A 17,791-nucleotide genomic window follows, 5' to 3' on the forward strand; every position below is an offset into this window, starting at 1 on the left:
GGAGAAAACCATATGAGCAACAAGATCATCAAGCAACCCCTGGCACAAGGCTCGCGTTGGCTGGCTTGGGCGTTGGGCGGCGTATGCGCCGCGCTGCTGGCAGGCTGCGCCACCACGGGTGATGGAGGCAAGACGCCCGAGGACATCGTGAACGCCCGCTCGACGGCCTACCTCAAGGCACGGCAGAGCGGCGATGTGGACAAGGCTTACACCTATCTGACCCCTACCTACCGCGCGCTCAAGAACAAGGAGCGCTTCCGTCTGGAAAACGGGGCCGCCACCGTGCTCAAGGGCGGTGAGTTGCTGTCTACCACCTGCGTGCCCGAGCGCTGCGTGGTACGCCGCAACTTCACGACCGTGGTACCCAGCATGCCGGGCGTGGATGTACCCATCAGCATCACCGAAGCCTGGGTGGTCGAAGATGGCCAGTGGTGGCTGTTCCTCGAATAAGTTCAGGCGCCATTGTGTGAAGTGGTAGATTGAGGGGATAATTCGCCGTCCCTGTGGTAGTGCATGTTGGGCAAGTGTTGTTTTTTTCGCAAAGCGGCGCTTGCAAGCCCCCAGAAAGCCATATGGCGGCGTAACCGGCTGTGCTACGATTCCTCGGCGATCAATCGTGGTGGTTGCAACTACCTTATCTTTTTTACTGGAGATAGTTCTTATGAAGAAAAATGTTCTGGCCCTGAGCATTGCTGCCATGGTTGGTGGCCTGGGCTTCGCAGGCGCGGCTTCGGCTGGTGTCGTTCCCGGCACGGCCGCTCCCTCGGCAACGACTCTCGGTCTGACCAATGCGGCTGGCTTTGGCCTGAGCGAAGGCGGCACGGGCCATAACCTGGTGGTGCCTTACTTCAGCGCGCAAAACGGCAACATGACCGTTCTGCACTTGGTGAACACCGACACCCAGAACGGCAAGGCCGTCAAGGTGCGTTTCCGCGGCGCCGCCAACTCTGACGACCTGATGGACTTCCAAGTCTTCCTGTCGCCCCAAGACGTGTGGACTGCTGCAGTGACGCAAGGCGCTAATGGCGTTCTGCAGCTGGTCAGCTCGGACAACACCTGCACGCTGCCCCGCCTGAACTCGGCCCCTCTGCAAGCTGAACCCGATGGTGCAAAGGCTGCTGGCGCAGTCGGCTTCTTCAACGGCACCACTGCCCGCCTGAACCCCAAGCTGTCGGCTGACGCCTTGGCTGCCGGTTCGCGTGAAGGCTATGTTGAAATCTTCAACATGGCTGACATTCCGAGCGCTGCCGTCTACGGCGCTGGTGCCAATGCTCAATCGGCTCTGTACAAGACCATCAAGCACAATGCTTCCGGCGTGGCTGCTTGCGACAGCACCGTGCTGAACCCCGCCGTGCTGACCACGGATCACACGACGGAACTGACGGCAGCGGCTGCTGGTCTGGCTACCCCGACCACCGGTCTGATGGGTGACTGGTACATCATGAACGTGCCGCAAACGACGACCTTCTCGGGCGCTGCTACGGCTCTGACGGCCACTGTGAACGCCGATGGAACCGGCGCCGCTGCTCGCGGAAACTTCGTGCTGTTCCCCCAGCGCGCTACTCCTGTGACCGCTGCTGTGGCCAACAACTCCACTGCTGACCCGCTGTTCCGTACGGTCAACGTTGGCACGACCAAGGACGCAGTTGGCGCCGTTACTCCTGGTACGTTCGCGAACCCCGTGATCCGTGCTGGTCAGTATGATCTGCCTGACATGTCCACGCCTTACTTTGCGGCTCCTGCACCTGCGGCTCCTCTGGCCCAGGCTCAGTCTCTGTCGCAGCAACTGGCTGTGAACAACGTGATCAACCAGTACGCCAATGACACCAGCATCTCCGGCAAGACCGACTGGGTGTTCTCCATGCCCACCCGCCGTTACAGCGTGGCTCTGAACTACAACGGTTCGGGCACCAATGCTGCAACTCGCGTGTTCTCGGAAGGCATCCTGGGTGTGAACGCTCCCGCTACGGCATTCTTCCACGACGGCAACACCGAAGTGACAGCTGCCACTGCTGATGCACGTATCTGCGTGACCGCTGATGGTCAGACCTTCTACGGCCGTGAAGAAGAAGTTCGTGAAGACGGCGCCGTGCTGTCGCCTGGCCAAGTCGCTCAGTTCCGCTTCTGCGGCGAAACCAGCGTTCTGAGCTTCCGTGATTCCGGCACCTCTGTGCTGGGCGCTACGGTTGCTCGCCAAGACACCGGTACCTCTGCCTACATGCGCGGCTGGGCAAACGCCAACGTCGTCAACGCTGGCGCTGGCCTGCCCATCCTGGGTGCTTCCTTCCAGAAGCTGACCAATCCCAGCGCTGGCGCGAACTTCTCCGGCACGTACGGCATCACTTGGCCCCACCGTGTCAACCGCACTGTTGCTCCCTAATAAATTGTTTGCGTAAGCAGGCAACTTAGGAGCTAAGTAGCGCTCTAAGAAAGCGGGACGCAAGTCCCGCTTTTTTTATTTGTATCGATGAGATCCGACGCAACATGCAATTGACCAAGACTGCTCTCTCTTCCCTGTCGCGCAATTCCCTGGCGCTGGCCTTGGTGGCTGGCAGCCTGCTGGGCGCCACGGCCCGGGCTGAACAAGCTGCGGCACTGATGGATGGCCCAGCACGGATCACCGCCGCCGATGTGAACGCCGACGCACAGCGCATGCCCGAGATGCTGCGCAACCAAGTGCTGGCCGATCCAAAGAAGGTGGAGCAGATCGTCTCCAACCTGTATGTGCGCCGCGCCTTGGCCGTCGAGGCGCAAAACATGGAATTTGCTAAGCAGGCCGATATGCAGGCCGCTTTGCGCCTGGCACGGGACAAGGTGTTGTCGGATGCTTGGCTGCAGCATATGCAGGCCAAGCATCGCCTTTCGGACCAGTTGGCCGAAGCACAGGCCCGCAATGTGTACAACGCCAAGCCCGTCCGCTTCGAGCAGTTCGAGCAGGTCCAGGTGCGCCACATCCTGGTGGCTGGCGACACCCCGGAAGCCAAGGCCAAGGCCGAAGAACTTCTGACCCAGCTCAAGGCGGGCGCTGATTTCGCCGAGCTGGCCAAGACCAATTCGGACGACAAGGGCAGTGCTGCCAAGGGTGGCGATCTGGGCTACTTCGAAAGCGGCCGCATGGTGCCCGAGTTCGATCAGGCCGCCTTCGCGCTCGACAAGCCCGGCGCGCTGAGCGATCTGGTGAAGACCAAATTCGGTTACCACATCCTGCGCCTGGAAGGGCGCCGCCCGGCCGGTGTCCAGCCTTATGCCGAAGTGCGGGAACAGTTGCTGACTGAGGTGCGCAACAAGGCGGTACAGGAAGCGATTGACCTGGAAGCCGAAAAGCTGCGCAGCCAGGGCAAGTTGAATGCGGATGCGATCCGCGCCTTCAGCGAAGGCGTCAAAAAGCCCTGACCTGTTTGCTGCGCAGGGCCGCCTATTGGCTTGATCAGATGAGGGTCAGTAAGTTCCAGATACCGGTCTGGACCTTGCTGCACGTTGCTTGCCTTAGAGGCCAAGCTGCAAAAACTGACAATCTTTGCGCAAGCCGCCCATGTCGTTCTGACACATGGCGCGTGTAATGCGCGAAAATTGCAGGTTTGGCATGAATGAAGTGCTGCGCCACCGTTTCTGGGGCGCGGCGCTTTTGCTTTACAACGCATGTACTCTTTATTCGGCGAATGCCGCGCGCTGTGGCAGGCCCGCAGCCTGCTGTGGGTGATGACCCGGCGCGAGGTGGCGGCTCGCCACGCAGGCACGGCCGCTGGCGTGCTCTGGCCCTATCTGCAGCCGCTGCTCACGGTGGCTGCCTACTATCTTGTCTTCGACGTGGTGTTCTCCATGCGCCTGGGGGACAACGCGCCCACGCATGCCGTAGGTGCGTTCCTGGTCGTGGGCGCCCTGCCCTGGATGGCGTTCTGCGATGCCACGTCGCGCGGCATGAACAGTCTTGTCGAGGCGGGCGGCATCCTGCAGAAGAACCCTTTGCCACCGGTGCTCTTCCCCCTGCGGGCCGTCTTGGCCAGCAGCGTGATCTTCGGGCCGCTGCTCGTGCTGGTGGCTCTGGCCTATCTGCCGCAGCACGGATTGAACGCATCGATGCTGGCCTTGGTGCCGCTGTTGCTGGGTCAATTGCTGCTGTGCGCACTGCTGGCCTATGCACTGGCCATCCTGACGGCGGCGCTGCGTGACGTAGGCCAGCTGGTGACCTTCTTTTTGTCGGTGGGGATTTATCTGTCGCCCATTCTGTTTCCCTTGGCCTTGTTCCCCGAGCGATGGCGCTGGGTGCTCTGGGCCAACCCCATGACGGCGCTGGTGCTGGGTTACCAGAACGTGTTGCTTCAGGGGCTGTGGCCCCAGATCTCCGTGTGGGTGGCGCTTGCCGCATGGCTATTGGTGCTGGCCGCACTGCTCAACGGCCTGGTGCGGCGCAGCCGCGATCAATTGGTGGACTGGCTATGAACGCCAAGCATGTCGAGCTGCCCGAAGATCTGGTCCTGCGCGTGCGTGACCTGGGCAAGGAATACAAGCTGTACCCGTCGCCGCGTGCACGGTTCAAGGCGCTGCTGACGGGCGCTGCCACGCACCGCAGTCATTGGGCGCTGCGTGATGTGTCGTTCGAACTGCACCGTGGCCAGTGCATTGGCGTGATCGGCGATAACGGTGCGGGCAAGAGCTCGCTGCTGAAGCTGCTGGCGGGCACCTTGCAGCCCAGTTGCGGAACGATCGAGCGGGTGGGCCGGGTGACGGCCATCCTTGAGTTGGGCGCGGGTTTCCATCCTGATTTCAGCGGCCGGGACAATCTGTATTTCGGCGGTAGCCTGATCGGCATCAGTCCCGAACGCATGCGCGAGCTGGAGCCTGAGATTGCTGCCTTTGCAGAGCTGGGCGAGGCGATGGAGCGCCCGGTCAAGACCTATTCGTCAGGCATGACCGTTCGGTTGGCGTTTGCGTTGGTGACGGCGGTGCAGCCGGATGTGCTGATCATCGACGAGGCTCTTGCCGTGGGCGACCAGCATTTCCAGAAGAAGTGCATAGAGCGCATCATGGCGTTCCGCAACAGCGGCTGCACCATCCTGTTCTGCTCCCACAGTCCGTATCACATTCGCCATCTCTGTGATGCTGCGCTGTGGTTGCGCGGTGGACAGGTGGCACAGTTCGGTGATACCGAGCCGGTGCTGGCCGCCTACGATCTGCATACCCGCGAACGCCAGGAGCGTGAGCAGCTGGCACTGGAGGGCGCGGTTGCGCCGCAGGTGCCGGGCCATGAGGAGGAAAAGGCATGCGAGGCCACGGCGTCTCCTGCAAGCCCCGTGGCTGCGGTAGACAGCGGCACGGCCTGCATCCTGTCGGTGGATGTGAAGGACCTTGCGGAGCCCGTGGGCGACCAACCTGGACTGCTGCAGAGCCAGGATCTGGTGGTTACCATCACGGCGCGAGGACGTGGCAATGAGCGGCCCCACATAGGCTTCATGATCGAGCAATCCAAAGGCGTGGGAATCACCTCGCTGGCCACCCACGAAGACAATGCGTTCCCGCGTCAACTGCCGGATGGAAGCTGGCAGACGGTGTTGACCTTTCCCGAGCTGCCTTTGCACAGCGGGGACTATGTGATCAGTGCCTTCCTGTTCGATGAGACGGGACTTGCCGTTTATGACGAGTGGTTCCAGTTCCTGCATCTGCGCTTTATCTTCCCAAAGCCGTTGCCAGGGCTTGTGCGCCTTCCTCATCACTGGAGCTGAACGATGGCGCAGGAGTCGGCACGATTGCAGCAGCACGCGTCACCCACCGGCGAAGCGAGGAGGGGCGTTGATCCGCGCTTGAATTTGCTCAAGGTGCTGGCATCGTTCGCTGTGATCATGGTGCACACGGCGGTTCTGCGGGTCTCTCAGGTAGACGTGCACAGCCTGGGCTGGTGGGTGGCCAATATTGGCGATGCGGCAGGGCGTTTTGGCAGCTCGATGTTCGTGATGGTCGGGGGAGCCGTATTGCTGGCGCGTCCTGCAGAGCGTGATCCCTGGGGTTTTGTCGGCCAGCGATTGTCCCGCCTGCTGCCTGCACTGCTGTTCTGGTCGGTGTTCTATTTCGCCTGGCGTGAATGGATGTGGGGCGGCATCACCTGGCCCGGTATCGTGCAGGATGTCGTGCTGGGCAGCCCCTGGTACCACCTGTGGTTCATGTACATGATGCTGGGTCTGTATCTGATGATGCCGGCCATGCGTTACGCGGTCCTGGGCGTGGGGGAGGGGCCAGGCTGGCGTCACCTTTTGATGGTGGCGGCAGGAATGACCTGGTTTGCCTCCATCGCTCAGACGCTGCAAAAGACATCACATGCCAGTTTCATCGGTCTGGCACCCTTGTTTGTGGTCTATTTCCTGGGTGGCTACTATCTGCTGCGGCGTCCGGTGCGCGTTGCCACTTGGCAGCTTGTGGCCGGTGTAGTGCTGGGTGTTGCGGGCATGGCGGTTGGCGTGGCGATGGCCTATCCGGTGCTCAAGGATTGGGCCTTCGTGCTTTTCTACAGCAACCGCAGCCCCTTTGCGATGCTGCTGACTTTCTCGGTGTTTTTGCTGGCATTGCGCCTGCCGCCTCAAGCCGTGCCCGCCTGGGTCAACCACCTGGGCAAGGCGACCCTGGGCATCTATGCCATCCACCCATTCTGGATCGACATGCTGGCGCGCTGGGGCTATGGCCTGCCGCAGGCAGGCGGATACTGGCCAGTGCTGACGCTGGTGGTGTTTGCCTTGTCTGCCCTGACCTCGCTGACTCTTTTTTCGATTCCCGGGCTGAGGCGCCTGGTGAGCTGAGGCCGGCGGCAAAGCCGATCTCGCGCAATTCTTGAGATACCGATGAATACAACGAATTCTTCCCCCGCGATAACCAGTGAAGGACAGCGACTGTTGCTTGAGGCGCAGCAGCTTTTGGTTCAAGGAGACTTGGCTGGAGCAGCCCAGGTCCTGGTGCGGGCCCGCAGCGAGCGCGATACGCTGCTTCAGGCGCATGAACTGATTGAGGCCCATGGCCTTGTGGGCTCGTTCTCCAACATCATGGGGCTGGAGTGCCGGATTTCGCCCCAGGACGATATCTTCGGATTTTTCTGCGGCCACCCTTCCAGCCTGAATCCCCTGCGCGACTACTTCGCCGACGGTTGGCGCACGCTGTCGGAACTGATGCTGCTGCTGGAGGCTGTGGACAAGCCTTTGCTGCGCACGGCCAGCGTCCTGGAGTTCGCGAGTGGTCACGGCCGCTTTACGCGGCACCTGGTCAAGGCGCTGGGGGCGGAACGGGTCACGGTCTCAGACATCGTGGTCGATGCTGTGGATTTTTCGCAGCAGACCTTCGGCGTGAAGGGCTTTGCGTCGGCCAGCGTGCCAGAGCAGGTACGCTGGCCGCAGCAGTACGAACTGGTGTTCGTGCTCTCGCTGTTCAGCCATCTGCCGCGCTCGACCTGGACGCGCTGGCTGCAGGTGCTGCGCGATGCGGTGGCTCCTGGCGGGTTGCTGGTTTTCAGCACGCACGGCATGAAGGCCGCAGATTTCGACAGCGTGAAGCTGGATGACGAGGGATTTTTCTTTGCCCCGTCCAGCGAGTCGAATGCCATCGATGCCAATGAGTATGGAACGGCGTTCACTTCCGAGCAATTCGTCCTGGACCGCATTGCCGAAACCTGGGGCGCCGATGCGCTGCGCCATCGATCACTTGTGCATTTCTGGAACCACCAGGATGCCTATGTGCTGCAGCGGCTGTAAGCGCTGTATATAGAACAGAGAGGACGATTGCATGAGTTGGATGCTGCGTTTGCAGGAAAGGCTGTTCGGCCTGGCACCATGGGATGCCGGCAAGATCACCGATGAGTGGTTTCGTGCGCATTTCAACTATGCAGCGGATCTGGCCCATGACTGGCTGGGACAGTCATTGGATTTGTCCAAGGCCAGGTTGCTGAATTTCGGCTGCGGCGATGGCATCACCGATCTGGCTTTGGTACTGCGCCATGGCGCAACCTGCATCCATGGCATCGATATCCGCCAGGAGTACGCCAAGCTGCCGCGCATTGCACGCGAGCAGTTGGGCATGTCGCGCATTCCCGCTGCGCTGAGCTTCGAGACCATCGTGCCGAATTCGCCATTGGCCGGCCGGCATGCGAACTATGACGGATTGCTCAGCTGGTCTACCTTCGAGCATGTGCAGCGCGACAAGGTGCTGCCGATCCTGTCCGACCTGCATGCCTGCCTGCGTCCGGGAGGCGTGTTCTTCCTGCAGATCGAGCCCTTGTTTCATTCTCCCTGGGGCTCGCACCTGCGCCGCTACGACGATGTGCCCTGGCACCACTTGCTGGCGTCGGAGGAGGAGTTGTGGAGCATCATCGAAAAGCATGAAGGTCCGCTGGACGCCGCCGAGGTGGACTTCGGCTTTGCCGATTTCGGTGTCGATGGCTACAAGCGCTTTGTCTTCAAGGAGTACCAGGCGCTGAACCGGTTGACGGCAGACGAGCTGGTCGATATCGCTCGTCAGGCCGGCTTTGAGGTGTTGCGCGAGGAGCGGCGCCAGGTGGACATGGCTATTCCCGAGGCGCTGGCGGGGCGCTACCCCGAGGAGTGGCTGCGCAACAACGAGATTTTGCTGTTGTTGGGCAAGAGCTGAGCTTGCGATGAGTGCTCCTGGCCTCACGGCGCGGCCTGCGCATCACAATGGTTTTGATGTGTTACGCATGGCGGCAGCGTCTGCCGTGATATTCAGCCATCACTTCCACATCACGGGCACCAAGCCTCCCGGGTGGCTGCACGCAGACATGGTAGGCGGAGTGGCCGTGATGACCTTTTTCAGCATCAGCGGCTTTCTTGTCACATTGAGCTGGTTGCGCGATCCTCGGGTTCTGGCATTCGTTTTCAAGAGGTTGCTGCGACTTTGGCCAGGCATGCTTGTCGCCGTCTTGGCGGGCGTATTTCTGTTCGGTCCCATCTTCACGTCGTTGCCACTGGGCGAATTCCTGATTCATCCGGAAACGCTGGCGCATTGGCGCAATCTCTTGCTGGTCAAGGCCTATGTCGTGATGCCTGGGGTGTTCCCTGCAAATCCACTGGCAGGACTGATGAATGGCCCTTTATGGACGATTCCCTTGGAGCTGTTGTGCTACGCCGTCCTTGTGGGTGCTGGCGCCCTGGGGGTTTTCCGCTGGAGGCCATTGGCATATACCGTGCTTCTGGCGTATCTGGCCTTCTTTTTGGCAATGAGAAACGCGGACCTGACAGGGTCAATGCGGCATTGGTTTGAGTATCCTGCCTACTTTGCCTTCGGCAGCCTGCTTGCCTTGTGGCAACAGAGGTTTGCTGAGCACGGCGGTGTGATGGTGCTGGTACTGCTGCCGTTGTCTGCCGTGCTGTTCTTCGGATTGAAGCTTCAGCACACGGCGGGGCTGCTGCTGCTTCCTCCGCTTCTGGTCTATCTTGGATCTTTGCGCGCCCCTGTCTTTTCCTGGCTGCACCGGGCAGGAGACCCTTCATATGGCATCTATGTGTTGGGATGCCCGATACAGCAGGCAGTGCAGGCGACGTGGCCACACTTGCCGTTTGCCTGGAGCCTTCTGGCCGCGCTCATGCTGGCGTTGGTTGCTGGTTATGCCTCCTGGCATCTGGTGGAGGCTCCCGCCTTGCGTTTCAAACGTCTGGCGCATCGTTTTTGAGTTTGGCAGAGGGTTAATGCTGCATGGAGAATTCCCAAGGCATCGGCAACCGCTTTGATCTACTGCGCCTTGCGGCGGCTCTGGCCGTCTTCGCCGCGCACGGAGATTTTCTGTATCGACTCCATCTGCCCGTGCCATTTCCGGGGCATAGCCTCGGGTCGTTGGCGGTTTATGTGTTTTTCTTTATCAGCGGCTATCTGGTTTGCGAGAGCTGGATGCGGGCACCCATGTGGCGCGCCTTTTGGCTGAAGCGCTTGATGCGCATCTTCCCGGGTCTGGCAGTGGCTGTCACTTTTTCGGTATTTGTGCTGGGCTGGGCCGTCACCACGATGCCGTCCACTGAATACTGGGCCGCGCGAGGAACCTGGAATAACTTCCTGAACAATGTGATGGGCTTGGCGACCGTCCAGACCCTGCCAGGTGTGTTCGAGTCAAATCCGTTTGCGCGCGCAGTCAATGGTTCGCTGTGGACCATACGCTACGAGCTTTTCATGTACCTGCTGCTGGCGTCGCTGGCATGGTTTGCCAAAGGGCGCCGCTGGATTTACCCCCTGTCGGCTTTCCTGCTGGCGATTGCGTGGCAGCTTGCCCGCAGCGGAGGGTGGGATGAAGCCTTGGCAACCACGGGTGGTCCGGTGGCCGAGTTGTTCAGATGGCGGGATTTCTGTGGCTTTGGCGTGCCGTTTTTTCTGGGCAGCACGATGGCAGCCTACCGCGTTCGTCCCCATGCATGGATGGCTGCAATTGCATTGGGCGCCATCGTATGCGCATTGCTGGCTGACGTTGCGCTTTGGCGGCAGGTTGCCGTCTGGGTCCTGATTGCCTGCGGGACGCTCTATGTGGCCTTCGTGGGCAATCCGAAGGCTGGCAGCCGTTGGCGTGCAGATTTGTCCTATGGCGTATACATCTACGCTTTCCCTGTGCAGCAAGCCGTCGTTGAACTGTGTCTGCGCAGGGTATGGCCGCTGTGGGTCAGCTTGCTGTTGTCTCTGGGGCTGATCCTGGCGTTGGCCCTGCTGTCCTGGCATTGTGTGGAGCGCCCCTGCATTCAGGCGGCCAAGCGTTGATTGAAGCGCTGGCCTGCCACTCAAGGGACGCAGCCTAGGCCTGCAGCCAATTCTTGACCCGGCGCTGCCAGTGCGCGGGAATAAGCCTGGCCACGCCGCGCAGGATGGGTAGCGAGCGCAGATGGGCCAGCAGGATCAAGGCCCCAGATCTTGCCGCATGGTCCTGGCGTTGCAGGCGATGTGTGGCCAGGAAGGCCGCATCCAGGGGCTGGAGCAGAGCCTGATCGCGCGGCTGCAGTCCCTGGAGATAACCGTCGCCATAGAAAGTGGCTCCCGGCTGGGCGGCCGCACTCTCTGTCGCGGTGGGTTGCTGCGGTGGCTGCCCTTCAATGAAGTGGCGTTCGCGTATTTGCGCGAAGAAGTCCAGCCATTGGGCGGTGCTGGCGTCCCAGGGCATGACCCAGGACCAGTCGCGGCCCGCCAGCCTTTCGGGGAAGGCTCCTATGTCGGGCGCGACGATCGGCAGCCCGGCGGCCAGGCAGGCGCTCAGGGTGTAGCTGTAGGTCTCCGGCCATTGGGCGGGGAACCAGGCCAGGTCGGGCTGCAACCACTGCAGCAGAGCAGGCAGTTCTTCTTCCTTGTAGCCGCCGTGCACGGTCAGGCGTGCGCGCGGCTGGGTCTGCAGGCTGCGGTAGCCATAGCCGAGCAGATGGAATTCCACAGGAGCTCCCCGCTTGGCGGCTTCGATCGCCACGGCTTCCAGTACGTCGGCGCCCTTGATGGCGCTCATGGCTCCCAGTACGACGATCTTGAGCGGGGCCGTGGCGGCCAGCGGGTGTGCCACCGGGGCCGGCAGCTGTGCCGGCAGGTCGGTGTGGGCAACCGCCTGGACGCGGGCACCGGGCACGAAACCGGCGATCCGGCGGGCCGTGTCCTGGCTGGGGGCCAGTACATGGCGCGCGTTGTTCAGCAGCAGTGCATTGCGATGGCGCCACTGGGCCACGGTGCCGGCGTAGGGGGCTGTGTCCGTGGGTTCGCAGCAGCCGCACTCGCCCGCGCGGGGCGGCACGACGTAGCGGTTGTCGATGCCGGTCAGCGAGATGTTCTTGCAGTAGGTATAGAAATCATGGGCCGTGAAGTCATGGGCTGCACCCAGACGGGCGGGAAGGTCCAGGATGGCTTCGCTGTGGCCCAGCAGATGCTGGTAGTGCACATGCACCACGCCCAGCTGGCGCAGTGCCTGCACCAGTTCCTCCATCTGGTCGTTGATGCGGAAGGCGAGCTCGAATGCTTCCTTTTCCTCGGCACGGCGCAATACCACGGTGCCACCTGCGGCTGGCGAGAGCATGAGGAACAGCGCCTTGCCTTGCAGGAACTGCGCCAGTTCGCGCACATGGCGCACCGTGCCGCCCGCCCGGTCGTGGAGCACGGCCAGCACCACAGGCTGGTGTGCGGCCTCTGCCTGCAGGCGTGCCACGTCCAGCGCAAGGCGCGCGGTGCGCGCAGGGTCGGCCTGGACGAAGGCCATGACATCGGCTTCGTAGCGCGGATGCAGGCGGCGCAGGGTTTCCATGGCGGCACGTTCGCGCGGGCTCTTGCTTTCTCCGAAGCTCACGCCGCCCGTGTGCAGCACGAAGGTGTCCAGCAGATGCAGGTTGCGCCAGCCAGCCTCTGCGGCACGCTGGCAGAAGTCGTTTTCTTCGCCATAGCCCTTGCCGAAGTGCTCGGTATCGAACAGGCCGACGGCGTTCAGGCTGTCGCGGCGGATGTACATGCAAAAGCCCACACCGGTCGGCACGTCCACCACCTGGCCGGGATTGGTGCGCGCGCACAGTGCGTCGATGGCGGCCGTATCCATGCCGGGCGGCAGGTCGTTGCCCTCGCAAAAGCGCGGGTAGCTGCAGATGGTGGCGTTGTTGGAAAACGGCGTGACGGAGGCGATGCGTGCATCGCCGTAGGCAGCCTGGCGGATGCGGTCCAGCCAGTCATTGGCGACCACGGTGTCGCTGTTGAGCAGCAGCACGTCATGGGCGGTGTTCAGCGCCATGCCCCGGTTGACGGTACCGACGAAGCCGAGGTTCTCCTCGTTCTCCAGCAGGGTGATGCGAGGCTCTTGTGCCGCCTTCTCGCGCAGCCAGGCCGTGACTTCGGGCTCTGGGCTGGCATCGTTGATGACCACGAGTTGCCAGTGCGTGCGGCAGGGGCTGGCCAGCACGGATTCGATGCAGTTGCGCGTGTCATCCAGGCCGCGGTACACGGGCACGATCACATCGACGGGCTGCTGGGGCATCGGCTCGGGTACGGGTGTATGGAGGACGGGGGCAGGCACTGGCGTGCGGCCCAGCAGGCGGTCAATGCGCATCTTGGCGTGGACGAGGGGGCGCGTGGCCCGGAAGACGGTGGAGTTCTCGATGTCGCGCAGGTGCTGTTCCAGGCGTGCGAAATCCCGCTGTACGCGGGTGGCCTCCTGTTGCCAGATGGCGCGCTCCTTGCTCTGTGACTGGTGGCTGTCTTCCAACAAGGCATTGCGGTGCTGCAGGCGCTGGATCGAAGCACTGCGTTCCTCCAACTGCTGGACATCCTGCGCATGCTGCTGCTCAAGCAGCATGCGCTGTGTGTGCCATTGGTCCTGCAGATCATTGGCCCTGCTGCGTTCCTGCGCGATCTGCCGCTCAAGCGGCTGCACGGCCCCGGCCAGTGCCAGATAGTCGGCCGACATGGGCCATCCCATCTCGATCTCCAGCGAGGCGCCACGCAAGGGGGCCAGGGTTTCTGCGGGAATGGGAAGTTCGAACCAGGGGTCATCGCCGGTCAGCAGCAGCATCAGCGCGAATGCGCCTGCCGGATGGGGCCCGTTCCACACCAGCTGATGGTGAGGGCGTTGCCCCAACAAGGCAGCGTCCGAATCCTCGGGCAGCCATTGCCAGACGACAGCGCCTTGCGCATCGAGCAAGGCCAGCCGGTACAGGTGCACGAAGCCCGGCCGGTCGGCCAAGTCCAGGCGCAGATGGCTCAGCGAAGTGTTGTGGTCGGGCAGTGCAAAGCGCAATGTCTGACGTGCCTGGCCAATGATGCCGGTGGTGGAGAGCTTGCTCTTTTCCTCATAGCGGCCAGCGCGTGCCATGTAGAGCTGGGCCGTGAACAGCGCATGCCCTTGGGGGTAGTTCAGCGGCGGCTCGATGGGCAGCGCCTGGGCGGCGGGCGCTGCACTGGCGATGAACTGGTAGGCCAGTGCATCGGGCGTGGCCAGCAGGTGGCGGGCAACGGCAGGGGGCAGGCTGTCGTAGGCGACGCGGAATTCGGATTCGGGTAGCGCCCGCTCGATGGTGTCGATGTCATCCACCTGCCAGCCTTGCTCGGCCAGAAAGCGCGACAGCGAGCGCCGCGTGAAAAAGCGCAGGTGTGTCCGGTCCAGCAGGCCTTCTTCGCGGTAGCGGAATTCGCCGTGCAGCAGTTCTGCCACCAGGCCGCTGTAGCCTGCGTTGGGTACGGAGATCAGCAGACGGCCTTCGGGTGTCAGCCGCTTGCGGCAGGCAGCCAGGATGCGCTCGGGCTGGCGCAGGTGCTCGAGCACGTCGGCGCAGACGATGTAGTCATAGCGCGCGTCGCCAAAGAGCTGGTCCAGGTCGCAGTCCTCCAGGTCGGCCACATGGACATGGCGGTAGAAGGGCGCGGCATGGCGGGCCTCTTCCTGGCTCAGGGTGACGCCGTCGCAGACGCATTGCTTGTGCTCGGCGAGGAAGGCGCCCAGCGCGCCGCTGCCGCAGCCCAGATCCAGTATGTGCGCCTGGGCGCGGACATGGCCGGCCAGCACGGACAGCGACGTGCGCTCGTTCAGATCGACGGTGCGCAGGTAGACGTGGGGATCGGGAATGGGTGTGGTCATAGGAAATGAGGTGCCGGGCGCGGTCCGGGCAGGGATCGATCGCCCGTCATATTCATCTGCGCCAGTCGACCGTGGCCGGTCTGCAGAGAGCAGCAGGGCATGCCCACGCCAGGCGCAAAAAATCCCGGAAGTCCGGGCGGCAGATTGTCGCGCATCATAATCCCGGCCACCGCAGTGATTGCTTGGCATGGCGGGTTAATGACATTTTGTGCGGCTGTTGCATTTCCTTGCATCACGGCATACCCGCTGACGCCTTCCGGGCGCCTTCCGCTGAATACTCGGAGCCGCCGTTTTTTCGGCGCAGGTATGCGGGTTGGAATTTGAAGATCTGAAGGGCGGCATTGATGGGTTCATCGTTGGTCGTGTCGGTGGTGAGCCACGGACATGGCGCTCATATACAGAGGCTGCTTGAATGCCTGGGGTCAGCGTGCCTGGCGCCGATGTCCCGAGTGGTGCTGACGCTCAATATTCCCGAACCGGAGCCCCTGGCTCCAGCGACCGGCTGGCCTTTTGTCCTGGAGATACGGCGCAATGCGCAACCCCTGGGTTTTGGCTGCAACCACAACCGGGCGCTGGCGAATGCCCGGGAGGCGTTTGTCTGCGTGATCAATCCTGACGTGTACTGGGGAGCGCAGGAAGAGCCGCTGCAAGAGCTTCTGGCGCTGGCGGCCCGGCCGGGATTGGCCCTGGCCTATCCCCCGCAGATCGGCGAAGACGGCACGCTGCAGGATTCCGAGCGGGAGCTGCCATCTTTCTGGAATTTGCTGCGACGCAAGCTGCACGGGCGTGTGGAGCAGCGTGTGGAATGGGTCAATGCGGCCTGCCTGGTGCTGGGCCGGGATAGCTGGATGCGGCTGCGTGGGTTTGACGAAGGTTTCTATATGTATTGTGAGGATGTGGATCTGTGCCTTCGCCTGCGGGTGCTGGGCGGAGAGCTTCGGCGCGGTGAGTTGCCTGTCGTCCATGCGGGTCAGAGGGCGAGCCGGCGCAGCCTGCGCCATGGCGCATGGCACGTGGCCAGCCTGCTGCGGCTGTGGAGCCGTCCGGCCTACCGCAAGGCCCGAGACCTGCCGCAGGCAGCGCCCTCGCTGCGCAGCCTGCACGGGGAGTCATCGTGATCTGGATGGCGGTATTGGCCTTCATGGTGTCTTGCACCGGCTGTGCACTGCTGGTGCGCTGGGCCGGGCGGTCCTCGACGTCCTCTTACGGATACGACAAGCCGCAGCGCTTTCACATCGGCGAGGTACCCCGGCTTGGGGGCGTGCCGATGTACCTCGGGTTGGCTGTCTCCTGGGGTGTGGGCACCTGGCTGAGCATGCGCGGAGATCCTTCCTCGCTGCGCATGCAGCTGTGGGTGGTTGTGTGCCTGGCCGCCATGCTGCCGGCCGTGGTCGGCGGCGTCATCGAGGATGTATCGCAGCGCCTGAGCGTGCGTTACCGGCTGGTGCTCACCCTGCTGAGCGCCGTGCTGGCGGTTTTGCTGTGCGGCCTCACCGTGCCCCGGCTCGGCTGGCCCTGGCTGGAGCAGGCACTGGGTCCGGCCATGCCCTGGCTGGGCATGGGCCTGGCCGTCCTGGCCCTGACGGGCCTGCCCCATGCCTTCAACATCATCGACGGCTACAACGGGCTGGCCGGCATGGTGGCCACCATCATCTGCCTGGCGCTGGCCCACGTGGCCCTGCAGGTGGGGGACCGGACCCTGGCCGCCATGCTGGTGACGCTGGCCGCCGCCACCTGCGGCTTCCTGGTCTGGAACTACCCGCGCGGCATGATGTTTGCAGGCGATGGCGGGGCCTATGTCTGGGGGCTGGCGATTGCCCTGGCCAGCATTGCCCTGGTGCAGCGCAATTCCGCAGTCTCGCCATGGTTTCCCATGCTGCTGCTGATCTATCCGGTCTGGGAGACGGTGTTTTCCATTTACCGCAAGCTGATGCGCGGCATGTCGCCGGGCATGGCGGATGCGCTGCATTTCCACCAGTTGATCTACCGGCGCATCGTGCGCGGCGTGTTCGACGACGATCTGGCACGGCGCATGCTGCGCCGCAATAACCGGACTTCTCCCTACCTGTGGGCCTTCACGCTGCTGACCGTGGTGCCGGCATTGCTGTTTTGGAGCAACACGCCCGTTCTGGTGGGTTTTTGCCTGCTGTTCGTGGTCAGCTATGTGATCGCCTATCTGGCCATCGTGCGCTTCAAGCTGCCGGGCTGGATGCAGAACAATGGATGATGGCCGGGCGCCAGTGGGCGTTCCGTCATCCGGGCATGCAACACTGCCGCGCAGTTGCGGCACAATGCCCGCCTTGTTGTTGACTACTTCCACGCCCCAGGGCTAGCACCATGAACGATATCCTCTCGATTGCCCCCCGCGACAAGGCCGAAATCCTCGCCCAGGCCCTGCCCTACATCCGCAAGTTCCATGGCAAGACCATGGTCATCAAGTATGGCGGCAACGCCATGACCGATCCGGCCCTGCAGGCCGACTTCGCGGAAGACGTGGTGCTGCTGAAGTTGGTGGGCATGAATCCGGTGGTGGTGCATGGCGGCGGGCCGCAAATCGAGACGGCCCTCAACCGCCTGGGCAAGAAGGGCGAGTTCATCCAGGGCATGCGCGTGACCGACGCGGAAACCATGGAAGTCGTGGAATGGGTGCTGGCCGGCGAGGTGCAGCAGGACATCGTGGGCCTGATCCACCAGGCCGGTGGCAAGGCCGTGGGCCTGACCGGGCGCGATGGTGGCCTGATCCGCGCACGCAAGCTCAAGATGGTCGACAACAAGGATCCGAACATCGAGTACGACGTGGGCCAGGTGGGCGATATCGTCTCCATCGACCCCAGCGTGGTGCGCGCGCTGCAGGATGACGCCTTCATCCCGGTGATCAGCCCCATCGGCTTTGGTGAGGAAAACGAGAGCTACAACATCAACGCCGACGTGGTAGCCAGCAAGCTGGCCACCGTGCTGCAGGCCGAAAAGCTGGTGCTGCTGACCAACACCCCCGGCGTGCTGGACAAGGCGGGCAGCCTGCTGACCGACCTCACTGCGCGCGAGATCGACGCGCTGTTCGCAGACGGCACCATCTCGGGCGGCATGCTGCCCAAGATCAGCGGTGCCCTGGATGCCGCCAAGGCCGGCGTCAACGCCGTGCACATCATCGATGGCCGCGTGCCGCATGCCATGCTGCTGGAAATCCTGACCGACCAGGCCTACGGCACCATGATCCGCAGCCATTGAGGCCCGATGGCG

Annotated in this window: 14 protein-coding genes; 13 read left to right on the plus strand and 1 reads right to left on the minus strand. The window is 62.8% G+C overall.

All coding sequences use genetic code 11. From position 1 onward, the window contains the following. The first annotated feature begins 12 nt into the window (after positions 1–12). The 10 genes from BO996_RS06730 (at position 13) to BO996_RS06775 (ending at position 10,725) form a co-directional block, all read left to right on the plus strand. On the plus strand, positions 13–450 hold the full coding sequence (locus tag BO996_RS06730) for a hypothetical protein (RefSeq protein ID WP_071954337.1): 438 nt from the start codon (positions 13–15) through the stop codon (positions 448–450). Positions 451–661: 211 nt separating this feature from the next. After that, a complete protein-coding gene (locus BO996_RS06735) occupies positions 662–2,380 on the plus strand; it encodes a cell surface protein (RefSeq protein ID WP_071954338.1) in 1,719 nt (572 codons plus the stop codon). A gap of 104 nt (positions 2,381–2,484) precedes the next feature. Then, positions 2,485–3,393 carry a peptidylprolyl isomerase gene (locus BO996_RS06740; RefSeq protein ID WP_071954339.1) on the plus strand — a complete coding sequence of 303 codons (909 nt, stop codon included), beginning with the start codon at positions 2,485–2,487 and terminating at the stop codon, positions 3,391–3,393. A 246-nt stretch (positions 3,394–3,639) separates the two neighbouring features. Further along, positions 3,640–4,440 carry an ABC transporter permease gene (locus tag BO996_RS06745; RefSeq protein ID WP_071954340.1) on the plus strand — a complete coding sequence of 267 codons (801 nt, stop codon included), beginning with the start codon at positions 3,640–3,642 and terminating at the stop codon, positions 4,438–4,440. Further along, complete coding sequence (locus tag BO996_RS06750) at positions 4,437–5,720, plus strand: ABC transporter ATP-binding protein (RefSeq protein ID WP_071954341.1); 1,284 nt, start codon at positions 4,437–4,439, stop codon at positions 5,718–5,720. Before BO996_RS06745 ends, BO996_RS06750 begins: the two co-directional genes overlap by 4 nt. Positions 5,721–5,723: 3 nt before the next feature. Beyond that, positions 5,724–6,785 carry an acyltransferase gene (locus tag BO996_RS06755; RefSeq protein WP_083571124.1) on the plus strand — a complete coding sequence of 354 codons (1,062 nt, stop codon included), beginning with the start codon at positions 5,724–5,726 and terminating at the stop codon, positions 6,783–6,785. Positions 6,786–6,914: 129 nt separating this feature from the next. Further along, positions 6,915–7,727: a class I SAM-dependent methyltransferase gene (locus BO996_RS06760; RefSeq protein ID WP_232240475.1), complete on the plus strand. Its 813-nt coding sequence runs from the start codon at positions 6,915–6,917 to the stop codon at positions 7,725–7,727. Between the two features lie 31 nt (positions 7,728–7,758). Then, positions 7,759–8,619 carry a class I SAM-dependent methyltransferase gene (locus tag BO996_RS06765; protein WP_071954344.1) on the plus strand — a complete coding sequence of 287 codons (861 nt, stop codon included), beginning with the start codon at positions 7,759–7,761 and terminating at the stop codon, positions 8,617–8,619. 7 nt (positions 8,620–8,626) lie between these two features. Beyond that, positions 8,627–9,658, plus strand: a complete 1,032-nt coding sequence (locus tag BO996_RS06770) for an acyltransferase family protein (RefSeq protein ID WP_071954345.1) — start codon at positions 8,627–8,629, stop codon at positions 9,656–9,658. Positions 9,659–9,681: 23 nt separating this feature from the next. Further along, complete coding sequence (locus BO996_RS06775) at positions 9,682–10,725, plus strand: acyltransferase family protein (protein WP_071954346.1); 1,044 nt, start codon at positions 9,682–9,684, stop codon at positions 10,723–10,725. A gap of 34 nt (positions 10,726–10,759) precedes the next feature. On the opposite strand, the gene BO996_RS06780 is transcribed toward BO996_RS06775, so the two are convergent. Then, positions 10,760–14,551: a methyltransferase domain-containing protein gene (locus BO996_RS06780; protein ID WP_071954347.1), complete on the minus strand. Its 3,792-nt coding sequence runs from the start codon at positions 14,549–14,551 to the stop codon at positions 10,760–10,762. A 344-nt stretch (positions 14,552–14,895) separates the two neighbouring features. Here BO996_RS06780 and BO996_RS06785 point away from each other — a divergent pair, with 344 nt between their 5' ends. The 3 genes from BO996_RS06785 to argB all read left to right on the plus strand — a co-directional run bounded on the left by BO996_RS06785 (position 14,896) and on the right by argB (position 17,779). Beyond that, on the plus strand, positions 14,896–15,669 hold the full coding sequence (locus BO996_RS06785) for a glycosyltransferase family 2 protein (protein WP_071954348.1): 774 nt from the start codon (positions 14,896–14,898) through the stop codon (positions 15,667–15,669). 5 nt (positions 15,670–15,674) lie between these two features. Continuing rightward, entirely contained in the window at positions 15,675–16,778 is a 1,104-nt protein-coding gene (locus BO996_RS06790; RefSeq protein WP_012203250.1) for a glycosyltransferase family 4 protein, read from the plus strand. Positions 16,779–16,888: 110 nt separating this feature from the next. After that, complete coding sequence (gene argB / locus BO996_RS06795) at positions 16,889–17,779, plus strand: acetylglutamate kinase (RefSeq protein WP_012203251.1); 891 nt, start codon at positions 16,889–16,891, stop codon at positions 17,777–17,779. Positions 17,780–17,791: the final 12 nt, after the last annotated feature.

The sequence above is a fragment of the Delftia sp. HK171 genome (assembly GCF_001886655.1).
Taxonomy (GTDB): domain Bacteria; phylum Pseudomonadota; class Gammaproteobacteria; order Burkholderiales; family Burkholderiaceae_C; genus Comamonas; species Comamonas acidovorans.